Source organism: Bibersteinia trehalosi (assembly GCF_004346205.1).
Classification (GTDB): Bacteria; Pseudomonadota; Gammaproteobacteria; order Enterobacterales; family Pasteurellaceae; genus Bibersteinia; species Bibersteinia trehalosi.
The window spans coordinates 15,641-36,423 of sequence record NZ_SMAM01000009.1 but is presented as its reverse complement, the minus strand read 5'-3'; the positions used below and the strand labels follow the sequence as shown (position 1 = coordinate 36,423).

The window sequence follows — 20,783 nt, the reverse complement described above, 5'->3', positions numbered from 1 at the left end:
TTTTAACATATAAAGAAATAAATAGATGATTATCGTTTAGGGTAAAATAGGCTTCTTTATTTACTTAAACTCACTGGAGGATATATGCTGCATAATAGAATAATTCTTATTTGTTTTTTGTCGTTTATACCTGCTGTTATTTGGGGGGTAAATATCATTATTAATATAATGGGTATTGCGCTGAATTGGGGCTTGGAGCTAATATTGACAGGGGCTGGCTGGTTTATTACCGGCAGTATTCTAACTTGGAGTTATAGTCGGCAGAAATTGTCATCGCATAAAGAGAGACAGGCAATTGCGATAGGTAGTTTTATTAATTTTTTGACATATTATGTGTCTAAAGAATTTAGAGCTGAACCAGATGTTTATTTAAGTATTCAATACGGTATAACAGAGGCTTTTATGGTGTTAAATGCAATTTATTTTAGCCCTATTTTGTTATTGGTATTTAAGCAAAATAGAGTGCTGAACCAAAATAAGTCTGCAAATAGGTGGAAGTAATTCTCTTTGAAAGATAACGCCAGCACTAATGCTGGCGTTATTTTGACCCGTTTTTTAATCTCGCCAAAAAGTTGGGCTTAATATTACAAGGAGTGTAAAGACTTCTAAACGCCCACATACCATTGCAAAAGTTAGTACCCATTTGGCGCTATCTGGGACTTTTGTAAAGTTGCTACTTACTGTGCCGAGCGCAGGGCCGAGATTATTAAGGCTTGCGATCACGGCATTGAGTGCATCAAAAGTTTCCATTCCGCAAGCAATGCTCGCAATCCAACACACCACGAAAACAAAGAAATAGGCAGAGAAAAATGCCCAAACGCCCTCAACAATGCGCTCGGATAAAACATGTTTGCCTAATTTTACCGGTTGAATCACATTAGGGTGAATAAAGCGGTGGATTTCTCGTCTACCTTGTAAATAAAGTAATAGTACGCGGAACATTTTTAAGCCACCACCAGTTGAGCCGGCACAACCGCCAATAAAGGAGGCTAATACCAGTAACAGCGGTAGGAATGAGGGAAAACTGCTGAAATCATTGGTAGTAAAGCCGGCAGTGGTTGAGATTGACACCGATTGGAACATCGCCTGTGAGAGCGTTGTTGCGGTATCTCCTTCAAAATAGTTATGCGCTAATAACACTACAAAGCAGATAGCAAATAACGCAAGTTGGATAGTGATAAAAAAGCGAAATTCATAATCTTTCCAATAGAGACCGAGAATTTTTGTTTTACTATTCCGGCTCTGTTTTTCGCGCATTTGGTCGAAAATCGCAAAATGCAGAGCAAAGTTGCAGGAAGAAACCAGTAGGAAAAAGACGGTAATATAGTTAATTAAATTGCTATTAAAGTAGCCAATACTTGCATCGTGAGTAGAGAATCCGCCAATTGCCACTGTGGCAAAGCTGTGTGAAATCGCATCAAACACATCCATACCCGCCAGCCAAAATGCTCCTGCACATAAAATTGTTAGAGAGAGATAAATTAGCCAGAGTGCTTTTGCTGTTTCGGCAATACGAGGACGCATTTTTTGCTCTTTGAGTGGCCCTGGCATTTCAGCACGATATAGCTGCATTCCGCCAATGCCGAGCAGGGGGATAATTGCCACAGCTAGCACGATGATCCCCATGCCGCCCAGCCATTGTAGAAATTGGCGATAAAATAAAATGGCTTTTGGTAGGCTATCTAGCTGGGTAATAACTGTGGCGCCAGTGGTTGTTAGCCCAGAAAAGGATTCAAAAATAGACTCAGAAACATTGAGATTTGGCTGTTCCAAAATAATAAATGGTACTGCGCCGAGTGAGCCTAGCACCACCCAAAATAAAACAACAATTAAAAAACCTTCGCGGGAACGTAGTTCTTGCCGATTTTTACGACAAAACCACCACAATACCGAGCCAATAAAGAGTGTCAGGACAAAAGATTCGACAAATGCGCGCCCTCCGCCATCGCCATAAATTAGTGCGACAAAGGCAGGGACAAGCATAGTAAACGAAAAGCACATTACCAAAATACCGACAATGCGCAGGATTGAGAGAAATTGCACAGCTGATCCTTATAAAAAATAATGCGGCAATGGTACTCAGCTTTTTTCCGCAGTCAAATTGTTTTGACTTAAGGTATAATAACCATTTTTTACAAGCGGTATGTTTTTATGGAAAATTTGCAAACAGCAGAGCAAGCATGGCAGCCTTCAGCAACGATTGAAAATTTAATTAAACGTGCAGCGATCATTGCAGATATTCGGCGATTTTTTACCGAACGTGGTGTTTTAGAAGTAGAAACGCCAACAATGAGCGAATTCTCAGTAACCGATATTCACCTTTCTACATTTAGTACGGCGTTTCTCGCCCCTTTTGCAAATCAAGCGAAGCAACTGCATTTGATTACCAGCCCGGAGTACCATATGAAGCGCTTGCTTGCGGCAGGAAGTGGCGCAATTTTTCAGCTGTGTCGTGTCTTTCGTAATGAGGAGGCGGGTAGCCGTCATAACCCTGAATTTACGATGCTGGAATGGTATCGCCCGCATTTTGATATGTACCGCTTAATTAACGAAGTGGATGACTTGCTTCAGCAAATTTTAGAATGCGAGCCGGCAGAATCTTATAGCTACCAATTTGTATTTCAAACCTATGTTGGCTTAGATCCTCTTTCAGCAACTCGCCAACAGCTTGTGGCGAAAGCCAGAGAAAATGGGCTGCAGTGTGAGGATGAAGAAGAGCGAGATACGCTGTTGCAATTTCTTTTTAGTGAAGTTGTTGAGCCAAATATTGGCAAAGAACGTCCAACGGCGGTATATCATTTTCCTGCTACTCAGGCTGCTTTGGCGCAGATTAGCCCTGAAGATCATCGAGTGGCTGAGCGTTTTGAGTTTTACTATCAAGGCTTAGAGCTGGCGAATGGGTTCCATGAACTGGACGATGCTAAGGAACAGCTTCATCGGTTTGAAAGTGATAATCTTAACCGTGAAAAAATGGGGCTGCCGCCGCAAGAACTGGATCGCCGTTTTTTACAGGCACTCAAAGCGGGTATTCCGAATTGCTCTGGGGTCGCTTTAGGGGTTGATCGTTTAATTATGATTGCGTTAAATGCCAAACGCATTGAAGAAGTGATGGCGTTTGGGGTAGAGCGAGCTTAGGGCGTGTCGATATTTAAGCGACAACACTACTCCATTTGAAACATCGACACGCTCTAACAAGCGCTTGATTTAGATAAATTTTTTACAAAGGAAAATATGGACAATTTACATATTATTGACAGCCATTGTCATTTAGATTCTTTAGATTATGAAACACGTCATAAAAATGTGGATGAGGTCATAGAAAATGCCAAAGCTCGAGGTGTGCAACAGATGATTTCAATTTGTACCACAATTGGGCGATTTGAAGCGATGAAGCAGCTCACTGCTCATCGTTCGGAAGTCTATCTCTCTTGTGGCGTTCACCCACTCAATGTGACAGATGAACCCTTTGAGTACGATAAACTACTGCAATTTACACAAGATCCACGCGTAGTCGCCGTGGGGGAAACGGGGTTAGATTATCATTACACGCCGGAAACCAAAGCGCTACAGCAAGATCTCTTTGCTCAGCAAGTGGAAATAGCCAACAAAGTGAATAAGCCATTGATTATTCATACGCGTTCAGCAAGAGAAGATACGATGACGATTTTAGAACATGGCAATGCAGAAAAATGTGGCGGGGTGTTGCACTGCTTTACCGAAGACTGGGCAATGGCGAAACGTGCGATGGATATTGGTTTTTATATTTCCATTTCAGGCATTATTACATTCCGCAATGCTGAAGAGTTGCGTGAAGTCGTGCGGCAAGTGCCACTTGATCGTCTGTTAGTTGAGACTGATTCACCATATCTTGCGCCTATTCCATATCGTGGCAAGCCAAATCAGCCTGCTTATGTGCGTGAAGTCTGTGAATATGTGGCTACCCTTAAAGGCGTTTCTGTGGCAGAATTTGCACGAATTACTACACAAAATGTGCAGAATTTATTTAAAATTCGACCGCTTGTGGGATAACTTTATAAGGAGAAAATGATGAGAGCAATGGTTAAATACTTTTTGATCTTAGTGACCCTTTCTTTACATATTGTGCTGATTGGTGCAGTGAATTACGCAATGCCCAGTTATGAAACAACGATGGTGACAGGGATGGAAGTGCGCCGTATGGATAAAGACGGTGTAATTAGTAAAGCCAACCCAGCCGATGGTGAAGTACGAGATGTCTATTTCTTATTCACAAAGCGCCCAGATGAAAGTAAAGAAAAAGTGATGGTTTATCGCAATGAAGATACAGGCTGGGGCTTACCGCCATATTTCAAATTTGGCTCTGCAGATATCCAAGCAAAAGCGCAAGCTTATGCAAATGAACAGAAATTAGTTGAAATCAAATATTATGGTTGGCGGATCAACTGGTTAAATGAATTCCGAAATATTGTTTCTATTCAGCCAGTAGAAGACGCAACCAGCCCATCACGGCCTTGGGTTAGCTATATTTTATATGCGCTGTTAGCTTTAACCTTCTTCTTATCAGTACAACTTATTCGTGGTTGGTTTGATAGCAGCAAATAATATTAAAGAGCAGTTCGTGTATGAACTGCTCTTTGTCTTTTATTCACCTTCTTCTAGGATCAGCCAGCCACTGTCTAACCAGTCACATAAGCTATCGAGTAACAATTCTAGGCTGTCTTGCCCGCCAATTTTGGTGGCAAATGAAGCGATTTTGTTCCATGAAATCATATCACCATTAGCAATGCGGATTAACAATTCTGCTTCTGTGTCGCTTAATTCATCAATCCATTCGCCATTTACATATACGCGTAATGGATTTTCTGTATAAAGGATTTTTACATTCGCATCTTGTTGTATCCAACCGCCCGCTTCAAGCACTTCTTGCACCTCATCTGGATAGTATTCGCTTTCTTCGGTTAATTGCTCGTAGCGACGAGAACTTACTGCGGTTGCAACGCTATGGGTGAGAATTTCATCAAATTGCTCCGATGTTTGTAATAAGTTAATCAACTGCAATTTGAAATTCGCTACCATTTTTGGATCAAGCCACGCATTTGGTTGCACATGTGGCGAGAGGCGAAACGGAATATTAAATTGTGAATTATTAATTGCCTCGCCTTGGTGTTCAATTGTTTTACAAATATTTTCCAACAAGTCTGCCGCATTTGGGAAGCGTAAACCAAAGGAGAAAGTTAAGCAATCATCTTCGGCAATGCCGTAATGAGCCATTCGTGATGGCACATAAAGCACGTCTCCGGGGGCCATCACTTCATCAAGCACTAATTCGCCCATATCATCAAAAATGCGGATTGGCTGATTAGGTTTAAATTCAGTGCTTGGATCACACCATTTACCAAGCTGCCAACGGCGATGCCCGTAGCCTTGCACTAAAAAGACATCATACTCATCATAATGCTTGCCAACCGAACCACCTTTTGGGGCAAAAGAGACCATAATATCATCGCGTTGCCATTGTGGAATAAAGCTGAAAGCTTGCCATAATGCACCAAGTTCAGATGACCACTGTTCTAAGTTTTGCACCAGTACCGACCAGTGCTCAGGCAAATTTTCAAAATCTGTGGCTTCCAATGGACTGCGTTTTAATGTCCATTTCTCGCCGTCATCTGTCTGAAGTGTTTTAATCAATCGGGCAGAAACCTCTTCTTCCTGTGCAAGTTCAATAATATCTTGGGGCTCAAATAACCCGACGATTTGTGGTAAACCGCCTTTGATAACAAGCGGTCGTTTTTGCCAATAATCTCGCAAAAAGATTTCTGGCGTAATGTGTTCAGGTAAGCAGAATGGCATGTTCATGAGATTTCTCCCTGTCTAATCATCATGGTGTTACTTTAATCCTTTTTGGATAGCTTGCCAAATCGGAACACCATATTTTTGATCAAAATAGTGGCAAATTTGCTGTTCTTGCTGTTTTTGCTGCTCATCTCGGCAAATATTGACGATTTGCGTTTGATACGTTTGCGCTTGGAGTTCAAAATGTATCCCTGAAAGTAGATAATTTCCTTGGCCAAACGTCCCTGTAAGCACGGCAAGGCTATTATCTGCATAGTATGCAATGGGCTCAAATGATGCAGTGTTATTGGGTAAAAAAGTGCAGCCCCCATGATAATAAGCAGGGATTTTTTTGCCGCCAACTAGAGATAATGAGGTAATCGCCTTGCTTTTTAGGCTTTCATCATAATATTTCCCTTGCGTGAGCTGTGGCAAACTACCGATAGCCGTGCCATCAAAAAATGCCAATTCGCGCATACCTTGAATGCGGTAGCCATCTCCTCGAAAATCTAAAGCGGAGCAAGCATAATAAGCACCAGCACAAATACCGACATAATAGCCTCCATGGGCAACAAAGTTTCGAATTAGCTGGTTACCTCTGCCGTTTAATTTGGCACAATAGGGCAAATCACGCCCTCCGGGGATAATAAAAAGCTCTGCATTGGTCAGACCACTACGTAAGATTTGCTCCGCATTAATGGTTTCAGCATAAAGCCCAAGATGCTGTTGAACCCCGATAATTAAAGATTCTATACCGACAGAGCTACAACCTTCATCGGCATAAATAAGTGCAAGTGTCATTTTGCCCTAAAATTTCTAATTTAACCTATAAATACATACTATTATAATACGCACTCTTTTTTATTCACAAAGGAGAAAATACAATGTTTACTACACAACTTACTCAAACAAAACGCTGGTTAGAGGCTAACCGCATTGTGGCTTTTTGGCTGAAAACCTTAATTGGCGCAAATTTAATTGCTATCTTCGCACAAATTGCTGTGCCGATGTATCCTGTGCCGATTACAGGGCAAACTCTAGCTCTCACTGTGGTTGGCTTTGCATTAGGACGTAAAGCAGGCACGGCTGCTGTATTAATGTATTTATTTGAAGGAGCTATCGGCTTACCTGTCTTTGCTAACGGTGGTGCGGGTGTTCAAACTCTATTTGGCCCAAGTGGGGGCTACTTGTGGGGCTATATTCCAACGGCATATGTGTTGGGTTATTTTAGCGATAAAGGCGTGTTAAGCTCATTCTGGAAAAGCGTAGCAGTTGCGTTACTTGCCAGCATTATTACTTTCGCTTTTGGCTTAGCACAGCTTTCATTCTTTGTACCGGAAGGTAAAGTATTAGAATTGGGGCTTTATCCATTTATTTTAGGTGGTGTGATTAAAGCCGCTTTAGCAAGCCTGCTTGTGTCACCAAGCTATAAATTTTTCTCAAAACTCTAATCTTTTTAAAGGCTCTGTTTAGCAGAGCCTTTTTCATCTTTTTGCAAAAAATTCCCCCATTACAACCGCTTGCACGCTATAATAACGTCATTTTTGACTACAAATTTAGAGAAAGAACAATGTCAGCAAAATTCAATGTAAAAACCTTTCAGGGAATGATCTTAGCCCTTCAAGATTACTGGGCACAACAAGGGGCAACAGTCGTTCAACCATTTGATATGGAAGTGGGTGCAGGTACCTCTCACCCGATGACTTGCTTACGCGCATTAGGCCCAGAACCGATGGCGTTTGCTTATGTGCAACCATCTCGCCGCCCAACAGACGGCCGCTATGGTGAAAACCCAAACCGTTTACAACACTACTACCAATTCCAAGTGGTGATCAAACCGTCCCCAGACAACATTCAAGAACTTTATTTAGATAGCCTCAAAATGCTTGGCTTTGACCCAACCCAAAACGACATTCGCTTTGTGGAAGACAACTGGGAAAACCCAACATTAGGTGCGTGGGGCTTAGGCTGGGAAGTATGGCTAAACGGCATGGAAGTGACCCAATTTACCTACTTCCAACAAGTCGGTGGCTTAGAATGTAAACCAGTAACAGGCGAAATCACCTACGGCTTAGAACGTTTAGCGATGTATATTCAAGGCGTGGACAGCGTATATGATTTGGTTTGGTCAGACGGTCCACTAGGCAAAACCACCTATGGCGACGTGTTCCATCAAAACGAAGTGGAACAATCTACTTACAACTTTGAATACGCCGATGTGGACTTCTTATTCCAATGCTTTGAACAATACGAAAAAGAAGCCAAAGCGTTATTAGAACTAGAAAAACCGCTTCCATTGCCTGCGTACGAACGCATTTTAAAAGCGGCTCACAGCTTTAACTTATTAGATGCTCGTAAAGCAATCTCAGTAACTGAACGCCAACGCTACATTTTACGTATTCGTGCCTTAACCAAAGGCGTTGCCGAAGCGTACTATGCCAGCCGTGAAGCGTTGGGATTCCCAGGTTGTAAGTAAAATCTCCCCCTAGCCCCCTCTTTTTCAAAGAGGGGGAATTTGAATGAGGCAATAATGAGAAAACCCATTTTATACTTCGCCCATTGGTGTCCTGATACCGCTCCATTTGTGGCAGAACTAGACCGCTTAGGCATTGAATATGAAGCGTGCGACATCACCAAAGGCGGCTCAACACTTAAACCATTTTTGAAACTGCGAGACACGCATTCCGCCTTCGATAACGCCAAAACCAACGGCTATATCGGCATTCCGGCATTGCTGATCGAAGGCGAAAAAGTCGTGCTGGATTTGGCTGAATTAGAGGGTATTTTCGGCTAACAAGCGGTTGGATTTAGCGGAAATTTTGCAAAGGAGCCAATAATGAAGACAGTAATAGCAGAGAATTCGGCTGAATTTGTGAATGAAATTTCACAACTCATTCAATCGAGTAAGCAACGAATGACTGTTGCGGTCAATGCAGAATTAACCTTGCTTTATTGGCATATCGGCAAACGGATCAATGACTATATTTTACAGGGTGAACGTGCGGAATATGGGCAAGAAGTGGTGAAAAATCTTGCTCAAAGTCTGACGGAGCAATTTGGTAAAGGTTGGAGTAAACGCCATTTAAATTATACGATGCAATTTGCTGCAACTTTCCCTAATTTGGAAATTGTGCATACACTGTGTGCACAATTGAGTTGGTCGCATTTTAAACTAATTATTGCGATTGATGAACCAATCAAGCGAGAGTTCTATGCCACAATGGCAGCACAGGAACGCTGGTCTGTACGAACCCTTGATGATCGCATTGGCTCATTATTGTTTGAACGCACGGCAATTTCCAAAAAGCCCGATGAAACCATTATCGCTGAATTGAGTTTGCTACGTGAAAAAGGCGAATATAATCAGTCAATGGTGTTGAAAGATCCCTATATTTTGGATTTTCTCGATCTTAACGACCGTTATATGGAGCGTAATCTCGAAGATGCGATTTTACGAGAGATCGAACAGTTTTTACTGGAACTTGGGGCTGGTTTTACCTTTATCGCCCGCCAAAAACGGATTCAGATTGATAACGATGATTTCTATATCGATCTGCTGTTTTACAATCGTAAACTCAAACGCCTGATTGCGATTGAGCTGAAAACCGAAAGCTTCAAACATTCCCACAAAAGTCAAATGGAACTCTATTTGGCGTGGCTGGCGAAACACGAGCAAGAAGCAGACGAAAACCCACCGCTTGGGATTATTCTCTGCACCGGCAAAAAGCAGGAACAAGTGGAACTACTAGATTTGAAAAATTCTGATATTCATATTGCAGAATATATGACCGTGTTGCCGAGTAAAGCGATATTGGAACAACGGTTGCATTTGGCGGTGGAAAGGGCGAAAGAGCGGTTTTTGGTAAAATAGCAAGCGGTTAAAATCAGCGGAAATGTTGCAAAATGAAACCTTATGTCAAATCGCTAAAACCGAACTCGCAGAAATTGCGAACGGCACAAACTGAGGCGGAGAGACGGCTTTGGTATCGTATTCGGAGTGATCAACTGGGTGTTCGTTTTTATCGGCAGAAACCGTTGTTAAGCTATATTGTCGATTTCTACTGTCCGAAAGCGAAATTAGTGGTTGAGTTAGACGGTGGGCAACATTATGAGCCTGAACATCGGGCAAATGATAAAATCCGAGATGCGGAATTGGCATCACTTGGTTTAACCGTTCTTCGATTTGATAATTACCAATTGATGACAGAGATTGACAGTGTGATTGAAGCGATTTGGTTGCATATTCAGTCGGTGAGGGAATAGGGTGTTTTCTCCGTGAATATAGTCTGCCAAATCTCCCCCTCCCCTCTTTGCTAAAGAGGGGTGATCCATCGAAGAAAATTTAGCATTCGTCTGGCTATTTGCGATCTTTATGAAGAAAGGTGAAAAAAGATGATTAAAACCGATGAACTACAAATTTACGGCGATCTAGTCCCCCTCTTTAGCAAAGAGGGGTTAGGGGAGATTTGGCAGAAGTGAAAGCGAAGTGAGAGTGTGTTAAAGCCTCCTGTATTTGGCGGTGGAAAGGGCGAAAGAGCGGTTTATTTATAGAGGAAATAATGGAAATTAAAAGCATAGCAGATTTAGACCAAATTTTAGAAACATTACAAGGGGAAGAGAGTACAACCCGTTTCTTTCGGGGACATTCAGACAGTAATTTTCAATTAACACCCAGTATATATAGAGAAGCATATTTGATTGAAAATGAAGATAAAATTATTAAAGATGCTATTTTAAATTGTCCAAGTTCATTCCCAAATAACACCACTTTATTTGATAAGCTAGTTACTTTACAACACTATGGATACAAAACTAGATTATTAGACATTACAATGAATGCTTTAGTAGCATTATTTTTTGCTGTTAATGATAATGATGGTGCAGATGGTGAATTAATAGTTTTTGACATACCCACATCAGAAATAAAATATGACTCTAGCGATCGAGTTGCCATATTATCAGCTCTTAGTCTTAGGGATAAGACATTTTCCATAAGTAAATATATCGAGACAGCTTCTGCTATGGGAGATGTTGCTATAATGCAATATATAGTAAAAGAGCATCAGAATTTAGATGTTGATAGAGCTTATGAAGCAATCAATTCTCTTGTGGAAGATCCCGTTAGTAAAGTTAGTAAAGAAGTTATAAAACAAGGGATTATGAATAATATTAAGGATGCTAGAGAGAAAGGGTTTAAAAAATCATTTAATGAACAGATTGATATTGTAAAAATTATTCATGATATTCGTAATGATAAAGGTAACTTTGATCCGATCATTAATTATAAAGATTTCAACCAAGTTTTATGTGTAAGGGCTAAACTGGATAATCAGAGAATAGTTAGGCAACAGGGTTCTTTTCTTATATTTGGCATGCAAGAAACAAGCAAACTAGAACAAGCAAATATTAACCCTAAATGGATTAGGCAAAAAATAATAGTGCCAAAAGAATATAAATCAAAAATATTAAACAGTTTGAAAAGTTTTGGAATTAGCAAACAAACACTATTTCCCGAATTAGAATCTCAATCAAAAGATATCATTGAACAATATAAACCTAAAATTTAGAGTAAAAAATGACAACACAAAACTTCCTCGCCGAGATCGGCACAGAAGAGCTGCCACCGAAGGCGCTCAAAAAATTAGCGACCGCATTTGCGGAGAATGTAGAAAACGAATTAAACCAAGCAGGTCTTTCGTTTGATAAAGTCGAATGGTTTGCTGCCCCTCGCCGTTTGGCGGTGAAGGTGCTGAGCCTTGCGGAAAGCCAGCCGAGTAAAGAGGTTGAGAAACGAGGGCCGGCGGTGTCGGCGGCGTTTGATGCCGAAGGCAAGCCAACCAAAGCGGCAGAGGGCTGGGCGAGAGGCTGTGGTATCACGGTGGAGCAAGCCGAGCGTATTGCCACCGACAAAGGCGAATGGCTGGTGCATCGTGCCGTGATTGAAGGTCAGCCGACTAAAAACCTGCTGGTGGATATTATTGCGAAATCGCTGGCGAACTTACCAATTCCAAAAACAATGCGTTGGGGCGATAAGAGCGAGCAGTTTGTTCGCCCTGTGCATACCGTTACGCTTTTATTTGGGGCGGAGCTGATCGAAGGTGAGATCTTAGGCGTGAAAAGCGGTCGTACCATTCGTGGGCATCGTTTCTTAGGTGAGCGTGAATTTACGATTGAGAACGCTGATCAATATCCGCAACTGTTGAAAGATCGTGGATCGGTAGTAGCCGATTTCAATGAGCGTAAAGCCTTGATTCTTGCAAAATCCCAAGAAAAAGCGACCGCTTTGGGAGGCGTTGCCGATATTGAAGAAGATTTGCTGGACGAAGTGACCTCGCTGGTGGAATACCCGAACGTACTCACCGCCAAGTTTGAAGAGCGTTTCCTTGCCGTGCCGGCGGAGGCCTTGGTTTACACCATGAAAGGCGACCAAAAATACTTCCCGATTTATTCAAAAGACGGCAAATTGTTACCGCACTTTATTTTTGTGTCGAACATCAATCCTGAAGATTCGAGCAAAATCATCGAGGGTAACGAAAAAGTGGTTCGCCCACGTTTGACCGATGCGGAGTTCTTCTTCAAAACCGACTTAAAACAGAAACTGGAAGACCAACTGCCACGCCTTGAAACCGTGTTGTTCCAACAACAGCTTGGCACATTGCGTGATAAAACCGCTCGCATTGAAGCCTTGGCAGGTGAAATTGCGAAACAAATTGGGGCAGATGAAACCAAAGCGAAACGTGCTGGTCTCCTCTCAAAATGCGACTTGATGACCAATATGGTGTTTGAATTTACCGACACCCAAGGCGTAATGGGTATGCACTATGCCCGCCACGACGGCGAAGATGAAGAAGTAGCAGTGGCATTGAACGAGCAGTATATGCCACGTTTTGCCGGCGACAACTTGCCAAATTCATTGGTGGCTTGCTCGGTGGCGTTGGCGGACAAATTTGACACGCTAACAGGGATTTTCGGCATCGGTCAAGCGCCAAAAGGCAGTGCTGACCCGTTCGCCCTACGCCGTGCGGCACTTGGCTCACTGCGGATTATTGTGGAGAAAAATTTACCGCTTGATCTGGCGGAAATCGTGGCAAAATCGACCGCACTTTTCGGCGACAAACTGACCAACAAAAACGTGGTTGAGGACGTGGTGGACTTTATGCTCGGTCGTTTCCGTGCGTGGTATGAGAGCGAAGGCATTGCGGTGGACGTTATCCAAGCTGTTCTCGCCCGCCGTCCGACCAAACCTGCGGACTTCGATGCTCGTGTGCGTGCGGTGTCTCACTTCCGTGAATTGGACAGTGCAGAAGCCTTAGCCGCAGCGAATAAACGTGTAAGTAACATTTTAGCGAAAGCAGATATTGCAATTGGTGAGATCGATCTAACCGCTTGTGTCGAACCGGCAGAAAAAGCCTTAGCCGAAACGGTTATTGCGTTGAAAGCCGAAGTGCAACCGCTGATTGCACAGGGCGACTACACCGCCGTGCTGGATAAATTAGCGAACCTCCGCCAACCGGTTGATGCCTTCTTTGATGGGGTAATGGTAAATGCAGAAGACCAAAAACTGCGTCAAAACCGCCTCGCCATTTTAAGCACGCTACAAGGCTTGTTCCTGCAAGTGGCGGATATTTCGCTGTTGCAGTAATTTGCAAAATTTGGAGTAAAATAGACCGCTTGCAAGCGGTCTATTTTATATCAAAATTTGCTATAAGAATGTTAATCAGATTGCTTATAAGCAGCTATTATAAACATCGAACCCATATTTTTATTTTTAAAAGGAGAAATTATGTTAGTGGTAAACATTTTGTTTATACTATTTTTTGCTGTGCGTTTATTCAGCTTGAAAATCTCAATTCAAAATGAAAAACGTCTAATTGAAAAGCAAGCGGTGCAATATGGTAAGAGAAATTCTATTCTGCTCTCAATGGCGCATATTGCTTTTTATTTCTCAGCAATTTATGAGGCGAATAGCAGCGCGTATTCTTTTGACGGGATTGCAATAGTTGGCTTTGTCATTTTGTCTTTAGCTTATTTGGCGTTATTTTGGGTCATTAAAGCATTGGGCGAAATTTGGACAGTCAAACTCTATATTCTTCCTGAGCATAAAATTAATACCGCGTTTTTATTCCAAACGATTAGACACCCAAACTATTTTTTAAATATTATTCCTGAATTGATTGGGCTAGGGATGATGTGCCATGCTTGGCATACGCTCACTTTTATATTCCCCGCTTATTTAGTCATATTAGGTGTACGGATTTATCAGGAAGAAACCGTGATGAAAACTTTATTTGCTCAGGCTAGGGGTAAATAATTTAGTAATGAGGAAAACACAATGTCAGTAAAAACCGAAATTTTATTTACTAATCACTGGGATGTACGTATTAGTGATCCAGGTTTAGAAGGGGCAATGAGTCACTATTTTGAAACTGTGTATCTCGATTTAGTTGCACACGTTGAGAATGAGGCTGTGCGTTATGAATTTACCCGTAAAGTTGAAAAAGAGGTAAAAGAACATGCCGTATTCAGCGATGTGGAAGAGATGTTTAAATTTGTGGCGAATTACTTAGGGCCTGCGGCATTAGGTAAGATTGGTATTCAAATCGGTAAATTAGGCTTGGCATAATGTCTGCTGAACAACTTTTTGCACTAAGCCAAGCGTATTGGGATTTTCTGCGAATTGAAAAGCAAGCCAGTCCACATACATTGAGCAATTATCAACGCCAGTTAAAAGCTATCTGCCAAATGTTGGCGGAAAAAGGGCTAGAACAGTGGCAAGATGTGGATAGTTCTGTGGTGCGATGGCTGCTTTCTCAAAGCCATAAGCAAGGATTGAGTGCAAAAAGTATCGGTTTACGCCTAGTGGCATTGCGTCAATTCTTGGCGTTTTTAGTTCGTCAAGGTGTGCTAGTTGCCAATCCTGCCATAGGCATTAAATCCCCTAAAGTTGGTAAGCATTTACCGAAAAATATCGATGCAGAGCAGATTTCTCAACTGCTCAATATTAATAGTGACGAACCAATGGATATTCGAGATTTGGCTATGATGGAGCTGATGTATAGTTCTGGATTACGCCTTTCGGAATTGCAAGGTTTGGATTTGAGTGATATGGATCTCACAACGGGCGAAGTACGTTTGTTGGGCAAAGGGAATAAAGAGCGCATTGTGCCAATTGGTTCAAAAGCGATTTCTGCTTTAAAACGTTGGCTATCTGCTCGTTTGCAATTTAGTCCGCGGGATAATGCGGTTTTTCTCAATAAACGTGGTGGGCGGCTCTCTCATCGTTCTATTCAACTTGCGATGCGAAAATGGGGCGAAAAACAGGGGTTGAGCAGTCATTTACATCCACACAAACTCCGACACTCTTTTGCAACTCATATGCTGGAAGCAAGTGCAGATTTGCGTGCAGTGCAGGAGTTTTTAGGGCATAGTAGCCTTTCTACCACGCAAATTTATACCCATTTGGACTTTCAACATTTAGCGAACATTTATGATTCGGCACACCCTCGCGCAAGACGTAAAAATAAGGAGTAGTGATGCAAAATTCCCCAATTCAATTTAGCGATTCTCAGAAAAAAACACTGTATATCGTCTATGGATTGTTTCTGGCAAGTTTACTATTTGGTGGGCTAACAGCGATTGTTGGCGTGGTTTTACTTTATGTAAAACGTCATGAGCTTGTCGATTATCAGGATCACTACGCTTATCTTTTCCGTACCTTTTGGGGAGCAATCGTCTTGTATATTGTCGGTATTATGCTTGCTTTTATTGGGATTGGTGCGTTAGTGATTTTAGCTTCTAGTATCTGGTTTTTATTCCGTACTATCTACGGAGGTTTGAAGTTGCACGATAATAAAGGCGTGACAGCAACAGGTTGGTTTATCTAACAAGCGGTTAAATTTACTGAATAAAATGCAAAAACCTTGCCAATAGGCAAGGTTTTTTTATTTGTTATAGAATGTTGGCATATTGCTCTAGCATATCTTTTGGCCAAACGCTTGATTGTACTTCGCCGATATGTTTTTTATGTAATAGGAACATTGCCATACGAGATTGTCCGATACCTCCACCAATAGAGAGTGGTAACTTCCCTGCCAACAAATCTTTGTGCCAATCCATTTCTAAACGCTCTTCATCGCCGGTTAAGGAAACTTGTAAGCGTAATGCGGTTTCATCAACACGGATACCCATTGATGAAAGCTCGAATGCTGAACCTAATTCTTCGTTCCAGACAAGGATATCGCCATTTAAGCCTTTATAGCCATTTTCAGATTCTGTAGTCCAGTCATCGTAGTCTGGGGCACGGCCGTCATGTGGCTTACCATCAGATAATTTACCACCAATGCCCACTAAGAATACAGCCCCATACTCTTTACAAATAGCGTTCTCACGCTGTTTACCTGTCATATCGGGATAGCGTTTAACTAAATCTTCGCTATGCACAAAAGTAATTTCTTTCGGTAAGCTGCTAGGAATATCGAAACGTGCTTCGACAGCCACTTCTGTTAGACGGATAGCACGATAGATTTTGCGCACTGTTTCTTGTAAATAGGCATAGTTGCGGCGACCCGCTGGAATCACTTTTTCCCAATCCCATTGATCAACATAAACAGAGTGAGTTGGATCGAGTGAATCTTCATCTGGACGAAGTGCTTTCATATGCACAAATAGCCCTTCGCCTTCTTTAAATTGGAAACGTGAAAGAGTATGACGTTGCCATTTTGCTAGTGAATGTACCACTTCATAAACGGCATTTGGAATACATTTTACATTGACTTGTACGGCTTTTTCGATACCAGAAAGGTTATCCTGCATACCGTTGCCGACTTCGCTTAAAATCGGGCCTTGCACTTCGATAATTTCTAGTTGTTCAATCAGGTTTTGGGTAAAGGTGTTTTTTACAAAGCTAATTTCTTGTTGTTGTAAGATAAATGATTTTTTCATAATTGACTCTCAATAATTAAAAACTCAGCTACATGACATAGCAAAACTTTGGTTAATTTAAATAATTGTGCGAAAAATGCAATATTCATCAATTAAAAAAACAAAATGAGTAGATTTTATTTAAAATAAGCGGGTAAAATCCGAATAAAATTTGCAAAAACCAGAAATAGGGATAAAAAATGAACGCTAAACAGAGTCTCGATCGGCTTGATCAACAAATTTTGCGTGCTTTAATTGTGGATGCGCGCACACCTTATGCAGAAATGGCAAAACAGTTTGGCGTGAGTGCTGCGACCATTCATGTGCGAGTAGAAAAAATGCGACAAGCCGGGATTATTGAAGGTACCAAAATTCGGGTAAATCAACGTAAACTTGGCTATGATGTATGCTGCTTTATCGGCATTATTTTGAAATCAGCCAAAGACTATGATCAAGTCATTGCGAAGTTGAGTGAATTTGATGAGGTAGTAGAAGCTTATTATACAACAGGAAACTATTCGATTTTTATTAAAGTGATGACTCATACCATTGAAGAGCTGCATTCAGTATTAGCAGGCAAAATTCAATCGATCGATGAAATTCAGTCAACGGAAACCTTGATTTCAATGCAAAATCCGATTTTGCGGGAAATTATGCCCTAACTGTACCTGAGGTAATCGTTTACCTGTGAAGCGGCTCACAAAAATTACTTTTGCTATTAGCACTAAATGTATGACTCGGCTAAAATAGCCCGCGGATTAACTAATGGAGAATTTACTATGAAATGTGTGTTGAAAACGACTGTAGCTGCATTACTTGCTTCTTGCGTGGCTTTTTCTGCTCAAGCAGCGGGGCCAAAAGTGCCTTATTCTCAACCGGGTATTGATATGAGAACCAATGAGGCTCAGCAAGCTCCAATCCACTGGGTGTCTATTGAACAGATTAAAGAGAGCATTAAAGATTTACCTCCAATGGCGGTAAGCTTTGATATTGATGATACTGTGGCAGCAAGTAGTGGTTGTTTCCATTATGGTAAACAAAAATATTCCCCAAATGATTATAGCTACTTAAAAAATCAAGATTTCTGGGATGAAATTAATGCTGGTTGCGATAAATATTCACTTCCAAAACAAGTGGCGATTGATTTAATTAAAATGCACCAAGAACGAGGTGACCAAGTTTATTTGATCACAGGCCGTACTGCGGGTAAAGATGATCAAGTTACTCCAATTATGGAGAAAAATCTTGGTATCAAAAATATGCAGCCAGTGAATTTTATGGGCGGAAAAGAGCATAGCACCAAATATGATAAAACCCCCGCGATCTTAGAACACAAAGTACAAATTCATTATGGTGATAGCGATGATGATATTTTAGCTGCACGTGAAGCGGGCATTCGTGGTATTCGTATTTTACGCGCGGCAAACTCTAACTATACTCCATTCCCTCAAGCTGGTGGTTATGGCGAGGAAGTTATTGTTAATTCAAGCTATTAATCAGGATCAATTTATTAGCTTAACGTAAGAATTGGGCTCTTAATAGATCATAATCTACAAGAGAGAGTATGTATTCATACTCTCTTTATTTTTTATTGCGCTGTTAGTCGATAGCTCCAATCAAGTAAAGGTAGAATATCTTCAAATGGAAAATCTTGATCTAAGCGTATGCTAAACCAATGCTTTTTATTCATATGGTAAGCGGGGAAAATATTTTTATCTTGTTGCAAGAGGTTAATCATGTCTGGGTTGCCCTTTAAGTTGATCATTTCACTATTGCCTTTCTCATTTAGCCCAAGCTTGCTATTGGGCACATTGGCAATGAGGGCAAACCATTTTGCTTTTTTATTTCCGTGGCGAAGCACAGCATAGCTGGGAAATTTCTCCCATAAATATTCAGGAGATACACCATATTGATGAGCAACATAAGTGAAAATTTGTTGGCGATAAGACATATTGCGCTCCTAAAGTAAATGAATGCAAGCGACACCACTCAATAGCATAAACAAACCGAGCAGCTGTATTTTTTGCACGACTTTTTTGGTTACACCTAACCAGCCAAATTTATCAATCAATAAACTCATGCTAATTAATCCGCAGAGCATTAACACTACCGTACCGCCCGTTCCGACAATTTGTACTAACCAAGCTCCAACAGAAATATAAATTGCACCAAGTATGCCCCCAAACCAAATCCAGTAGGGTTTTCCCTTGCCAACCGCCAGAGTAAGACGAGAAAAATTACCTTCATAAAACAGCACAATCAGTGAAATAGAGAGCATGCCCCCGAGCATAGATATTGTTGCCGCATAGGTGGCCGAGTGTAGTTGTCGCCCAAGTTCGCCATTTATGGCGGTTTGGGCAGCCATCACCATTCCTGCAATAATACCAGCTAATTGCCACTTCCATAGCCCTTGTACATGTTTGTTGCGTAGAGAATGAATATGGGGCAATACTACAGTGGTAAATACGCCAAATAACACTAATAATAAACCGATTAAGCGATGAAAACTGAAATCTGCTTGTGGGGAATGAAACCAGCCGAAAGTATCAATTAAACTACCCATTAATACCTGTCCTAAAATTGGCATTACGGCTGTTTGTACACCCCCTAATTTAGGAAAGAGTAATACATTGCTAGTTAAGCCGATCATACCGAGTAGTCCTCCGAACCAAGCCCACCAAGGAATATTTACGATTGTGCTGTGTTCGAGTAAAAGGGGGTGATCACTGATAATGAGCACAGTAAGCAATGCTATTGCTCCCACACTAAAGGACACGAGTGAAGCCAAAAAGGGAGAACCAAGGAAATGACGTAAACGAGAATTAATAGCGGTTTGTAAGCCGATGCCCATTCCTGCCAAAATGCCGATAAAGATTGCTAACATACTGCATCGTGATTTATAGATATAAGGAAGTCAGTTTAGAGCGAATATCTTGCATTTTCAAGCAGAGAAAGGGCAGGGATACTGCCCAAGAGCTTATTGAAAGCTAATTGCTGATTTGATTTTGGTTACGGTAGAATCGCCGATACCAGACACTTTGGTTAAATCAGCTGCTTTTTTGAAATGACCATGCTTTTTACGGTATTCGACAATAGCTTTTGCTTTCACTTCACCGATACCTTCTAGCGCTTGTAATGTCTCTACATCAGCAGTATTAATGTTAATTTTCGATTTTTTAGTCGTATTTTTAAGCGTACTTTGAGTAGAAGTTGCTTTTTCTATCGCATTGGCTTTCGCTGAATTTAATGTTTCGCGTGCAGTCGCGGTTGTTTGTACTGTACTATTTTTTGCGTGAGATACTGCATTTGCCGATTTGTCTTTTGCACTATTTACGCTGTTTTTAGCACTGGTGGTTACTTTATCTTTAGTATTATTTACCGTGTTAGAAACTTTTTCTGTCAGAGCAGATTTTGCAGAATTTTGTGAAGAATTGAGCGCTTGTTTGCCATATGAAACTTGGTTGTTTATGGTTTCTTTGGTAGGAGTTTTGAAAGTATTTAGGGAATTGTTATTCTCGGCTAATACATGGGTAGAGAAGGCAATTGCGAAGCCTAGAGTTAATAGAGATTTAAAGGATTTCATTTATTTGTCCTAGTGAAGTAAAAACTTTTGTTTAGATGAGAATAAATAGACTAAGTTCCGGAAAAAAGAAAAAAGCTATTTTCTTACGAGAAAATAGCTTTTGGAGCAACATTAATTACAGTGAAAATACAGCAAAAAAGACAAGTACACTGTAAAGTGCTGATAATCCATAGAAGATCCAGCCGCCGGCAGGTACATGGACTTTAAAGTCGTGTAGACCTAAGTGGATACGATGCATGCCGCACCACATTGGGAAAATTAGTAGAGCAAGAATGGCCAATTTTCCAATAAAGGTTTGTGAAAAAGCGATGATATTATCCGCGCTTACTAACCCAAATGGTAGTAGTAAACCAAGAATGAGTACTAATACAGGAAAGAATACCGCGCTAATTGCGCCGCCAGCACCGAAGAGTAGCCAAACGGCTGGTTCGTTTGAACGTGGTGGATTTGTTTTGTCCATTTTCTTTCC

General features: G+C 41.2%; 25 protein-coding genes. 17 read left to right on the top strand and 8 right to left on the bottom strand.

Annotation, left to right across the window (positions count from 1 at the left end; all coding sequences use genetic code 11):
• Positions 1-84: 84 nt before the first annotated feature.
• On the top strand, positions 85-501 hold the full coding sequence (locus EDC51_RS09465; RefSeq protein WP_131928803.1) for a hypothetical protein: 417 nt from the start codon (positions 85-87) through the stop codon (positions 499-501).
• A gap of 54 nt (positions 502-555) precedes the next feature.
• Here the strand turns inward: EDC51_RS09465 and EDC51_RS09460 are convergent, their stop codons facing one another.
• Positions 556-2,043 (bottom strand): TrkH family potassium uptake protein, encoded by a 1,488-nt coding sequence (locus EDC51_RS09460; RefSeq protein WP_131928802.1) that lies wholly within the window; start codon positions 2,041-2,043, stop codon positions 556-558.
• Positions 2,044-2,151: 108 nt separating this feature from the next.
• Here EDC51_RS09460 and epmA point away from each other — a divergent pair, with 108 nt between their 5' ends.
• From epmA to EDC51_RS09445, 3 genes are all read left to right on the top strand, one after another.
• Positions 2,152-3,135: an elongation factor P--(R)-beta-lysine ligase gene (epmA, locus tag EDC51_RS09455; protein WP_015431746.1), complete on the top strand. Its 984-nt coding sequence runs from the start codon at positions 2,152-2,154 to the stop codon at positions 3,133-3,135.
• 96 nt (positions 3,136-3,231) lie between these two features.
• Positions 3,232-4,029: a TatD family hydrolase gene (locus EDC51_RS09450; RefSeq protein WP_131928801.1), complete on the top strand. Its 798-nt coding sequence runs from the start codon at positions 3,232-3,234 to the stop codon at positions 4,027-4,029.
• Between the two features lie 18 nt (positions 4,030-4,047).
• A complete protein-coding gene (locus tag EDC51_RS09445; RefSeq protein ID WP_131928831.1) occupies positions 4,048-4,581 on the top strand; it encodes a DUF1523 family protein in 534 nt (177 codons plus the stop codon).
• Positions 4,582-4,620: 39 nt separating this feature from the next.
• Here EDC51_RS09445 and EDC51_RS09440 read toward each other — a convergent pair whose 3' ends face one another.
• Both EDC51_RS09440 and EDC51_RS09435 read right to left on the bottom strand, forming a co-directional pair.
• Entirely contained in the window at positions 4,621-5,835 is a 1,215-nt protein-coding gene (locus EDC51_RS09440; RefSeq protein ID WP_131928800.1) for a ribosomal protein uL16 3-hydroxylase, read from the bottom strand.
• Between the two features lie 30 nt (positions 5,836-5,865).
• Entirely contained in the window at positions 5,866-6,612 is a 747-nt protein-coding gene (locus tag EDC51_RS09435; protein WP_131928799.1) for a BPL-N domain-containing protein, read from the bottom strand.
• 83 nt (positions 6,613-6,695) lie between these two features.
• On the opposite strand from EDC51_RS09435, the gene EDC51_RS09430 reads away from it, so the two are divergent.
• The 11 genes from EDC51_RS09430 (at position 6,696) to EDC51_RS09380 (ending at position 15,695) form a co-directional block, all read left to right on the top strand.
• Positions 6,696-7,262 carry a biotin transporter BioY gene (locus EDC51_RS09430; RefSeq protein ID WP_131928798.1) on the top strand — a complete coding sequence of 189 codons (567 nt, stop codon included), beginning with the start codon at positions 6,696-6,698 and terminating at the stop codon, positions 7,260-7,262.
• A gap of 119 nt (positions 7,263-7,381) precedes the next feature.
• Positions 7,382-8,287 (top strand): glycine--tRNA ligase subunit alpha, encoded by a 906-nt coding sequence (gene glyQ / locus EDC51_RS09425; protein ID WP_064318384.1) that lies wholly within the window; start codon positions 7,382-7,384, stop codon positions 8,285-8,287.
• A gap of 54 nt (positions 8,288-8,341) precedes the next feature.
• A complete protein-coding gene (locus tag EDC51_RS09420; RefSeq protein WP_131928797.1) occupies positions 8,342-8,605 on the top strand; it encodes a hypothetical protein in 264 nt (87 codons plus the stop codon).
• Between the two features lie 42 nt (positions 8,606-8,647).
• A complete protein-coding gene (locus EDC51_RS09415) occupies positions 8,648-9,682 on the top strand; it encodes a PDDEXK nuclease domain-containing protein (protein WP_131928796.1) in 1,035 nt (344 codons plus the stop codon).
• 32 nt (positions 9,683-9,714) lie between these two features.
• Positions 9,715-10,074 (top strand): endonuclease domain-containing protein, encoded by a 360-nt coding sequence (locus EDC51_RS09410; RefSeq protein ID WP_131928795.1) that lies wholly within the window; start codon positions 9,715-9,717, stop codon positions 10,072-10,074.
• A 296-nt stretch (positions 10,075-10,370) separates the two neighbouring features.
• Positions 10,371-11,378: an FRG domain-containing protein gene (locus EDC51_RS09405; protein WP_131928794.1), complete on the top strand. Its 1,008-nt coding sequence runs from the start codon at positions 10,371-10,373 to the stop codon at positions 11,376-11,378.
• An 8-nt stretch (positions 11,379-11,386) separates the two neighbouring features.
• A complete protein-coding gene (glyS, locus tag EDC51_RS09400) occupies positions 11,387-13,453 on the top strand; it encodes a glycine--tRNA ligase subunit beta (protein ID WP_131928793.1) in 2,067 nt (688 codons plus the stop codon).
• A gap of 141 nt (positions 13,454-13,594) precedes the next feature.
• Complete coding sequence (locus EDC51_RS09395; protein WP_015431756.1) at positions 13,595-14,122, top strand: isoprenylcysteine carboxyl methyltransferase family protein; 528 nt, start codon at positions 13,595-13,597, stop codon at positions 14,120-14,122.
• Positions 14,123-14,143: 21 nt separating this feature from the next.
• Positions 14,144-14,434, top strand: coding sequence for a DUF5377 domain-containing protein (locus EDC51_RS09390; RefSeq protein WP_015431757.1), 291 nt, complete (start codon positions 14,144-14,146; stop codon positions 14,432-14,434).
• Positions 14,434-15,342 carry a tyrosine recombinase XerC gene (gene xerC / locus EDC51_RS09385; RefSeq protein WP_015431758.1) on the top strand — a complete coding sequence of 303 codons (909 nt, stop codon included), beginning with the start codon at positions 14,434-14,436 and terminating at the stop codon, positions 15,340-15,342. The genes EDC51_RS09390 and xerC overlap by 1 nt, the downstream gene beginning before the upstream one ends.
• 2 nt (positions 15,343-15,344) lie before the next feature.
• Complete coding sequence (locus EDC51_RS09380; RefSeq protein WP_131928792.1) at positions 15,345-15,695, top strand: DUF4870 family protein; 351 nt, start codon at positions 15,345-15,347, stop codon at positions 15,693-15,695.
• 64 nt (positions 15,696-15,759) lie between these two features.
• Here EDC51_RS09380 and asnA read toward each other — a convergent pair whose 3' ends face one another.
• A complete protein-coding gene (asnA, locus tag EDC51_RS09375; RefSeq protein ID WP_131928791.1) occupies positions 15,760-16,752 on the bottom strand; it encodes an aspartate--ammonia ligase in 993 nt (330 codons plus the stop codon).
• A gap of 179 nt (positions 16,753-16,931) precedes the next feature.
• Here asnA and asnC point away from each other — a divergent pair, with 179 nt between their 5' ends.
• Positions 16,932-17,393, top strand: coding sequence for a transcriptional regulator AsnC (asnC, locus tag EDC51_RS09370; RefSeq protein ID WP_015431761.1), 462 nt, complete (start codon positions 16,932-16,934; stop codon positions 17,391-17,393).
• Positions 17,394-17,510: 117 nt separating this feature from the next.
• Entirely contained in the window at positions 17,511-18,227 is a 717-nt protein-coding gene (gene aphA / locus EDC51_RS09365) for an acid phosphatase AphA (protein WP_015431762.1), read from the top strand.
• Between the two features lie 92 nt (positions 18,228-18,319).
• Here aphA and EDC51_RS09360 read toward each other — a convergent pair whose 3' ends face one another.
• From EDC51_RS09360 to frdD, 4 genes are all read right to left on the bottom strand, one after another.
• Entirely contained in the window at positions 18,320-18,682 is a 363-nt protein-coding gene (locus tag EDC51_RS09360; RefSeq protein ID WP_131928790.1) for an MmcQ/YjbR family DNA-binding protein, read from the bottom strand.
• 9 nt (positions 18,683-18,691) lie between these two features.
• Positions 18,692-19,615, bottom strand: a complete 924-nt coding sequence (locus tag EDC51_RS09355; RefSeq protein WP_131928789.1) for a DMT family transporter — start codon at positions 19,613-19,615, stop codon at positions 18,692-18,694.
• Between the two features lie 93 nt (positions 19,616-19,708).
• Positions 19,709-20,314, bottom strand: a complete 606-nt coding sequence (locus EDC51_RS09350; RefSeq protein WP_131928788.1) for a ComEA family DNA-binding protein — start codon at positions 20,312-20,314, stop codon at positions 19,709-19,711.
• A 115-nt stretch (positions 20,315-20,429) separates the two neighbouring features.
• A complete protein-coding gene (gene frdD, locus EDC51_RS09345; RefSeq protein ID WP_015431766.1) occupies positions 20,430-20,774 on the bottom strand; it encodes a fumarate reductase subunit FrdD in 345 nt (114 codons plus the stop codon).
• Positions 20,775-20,783: the final 9 nt, after the last annotated feature.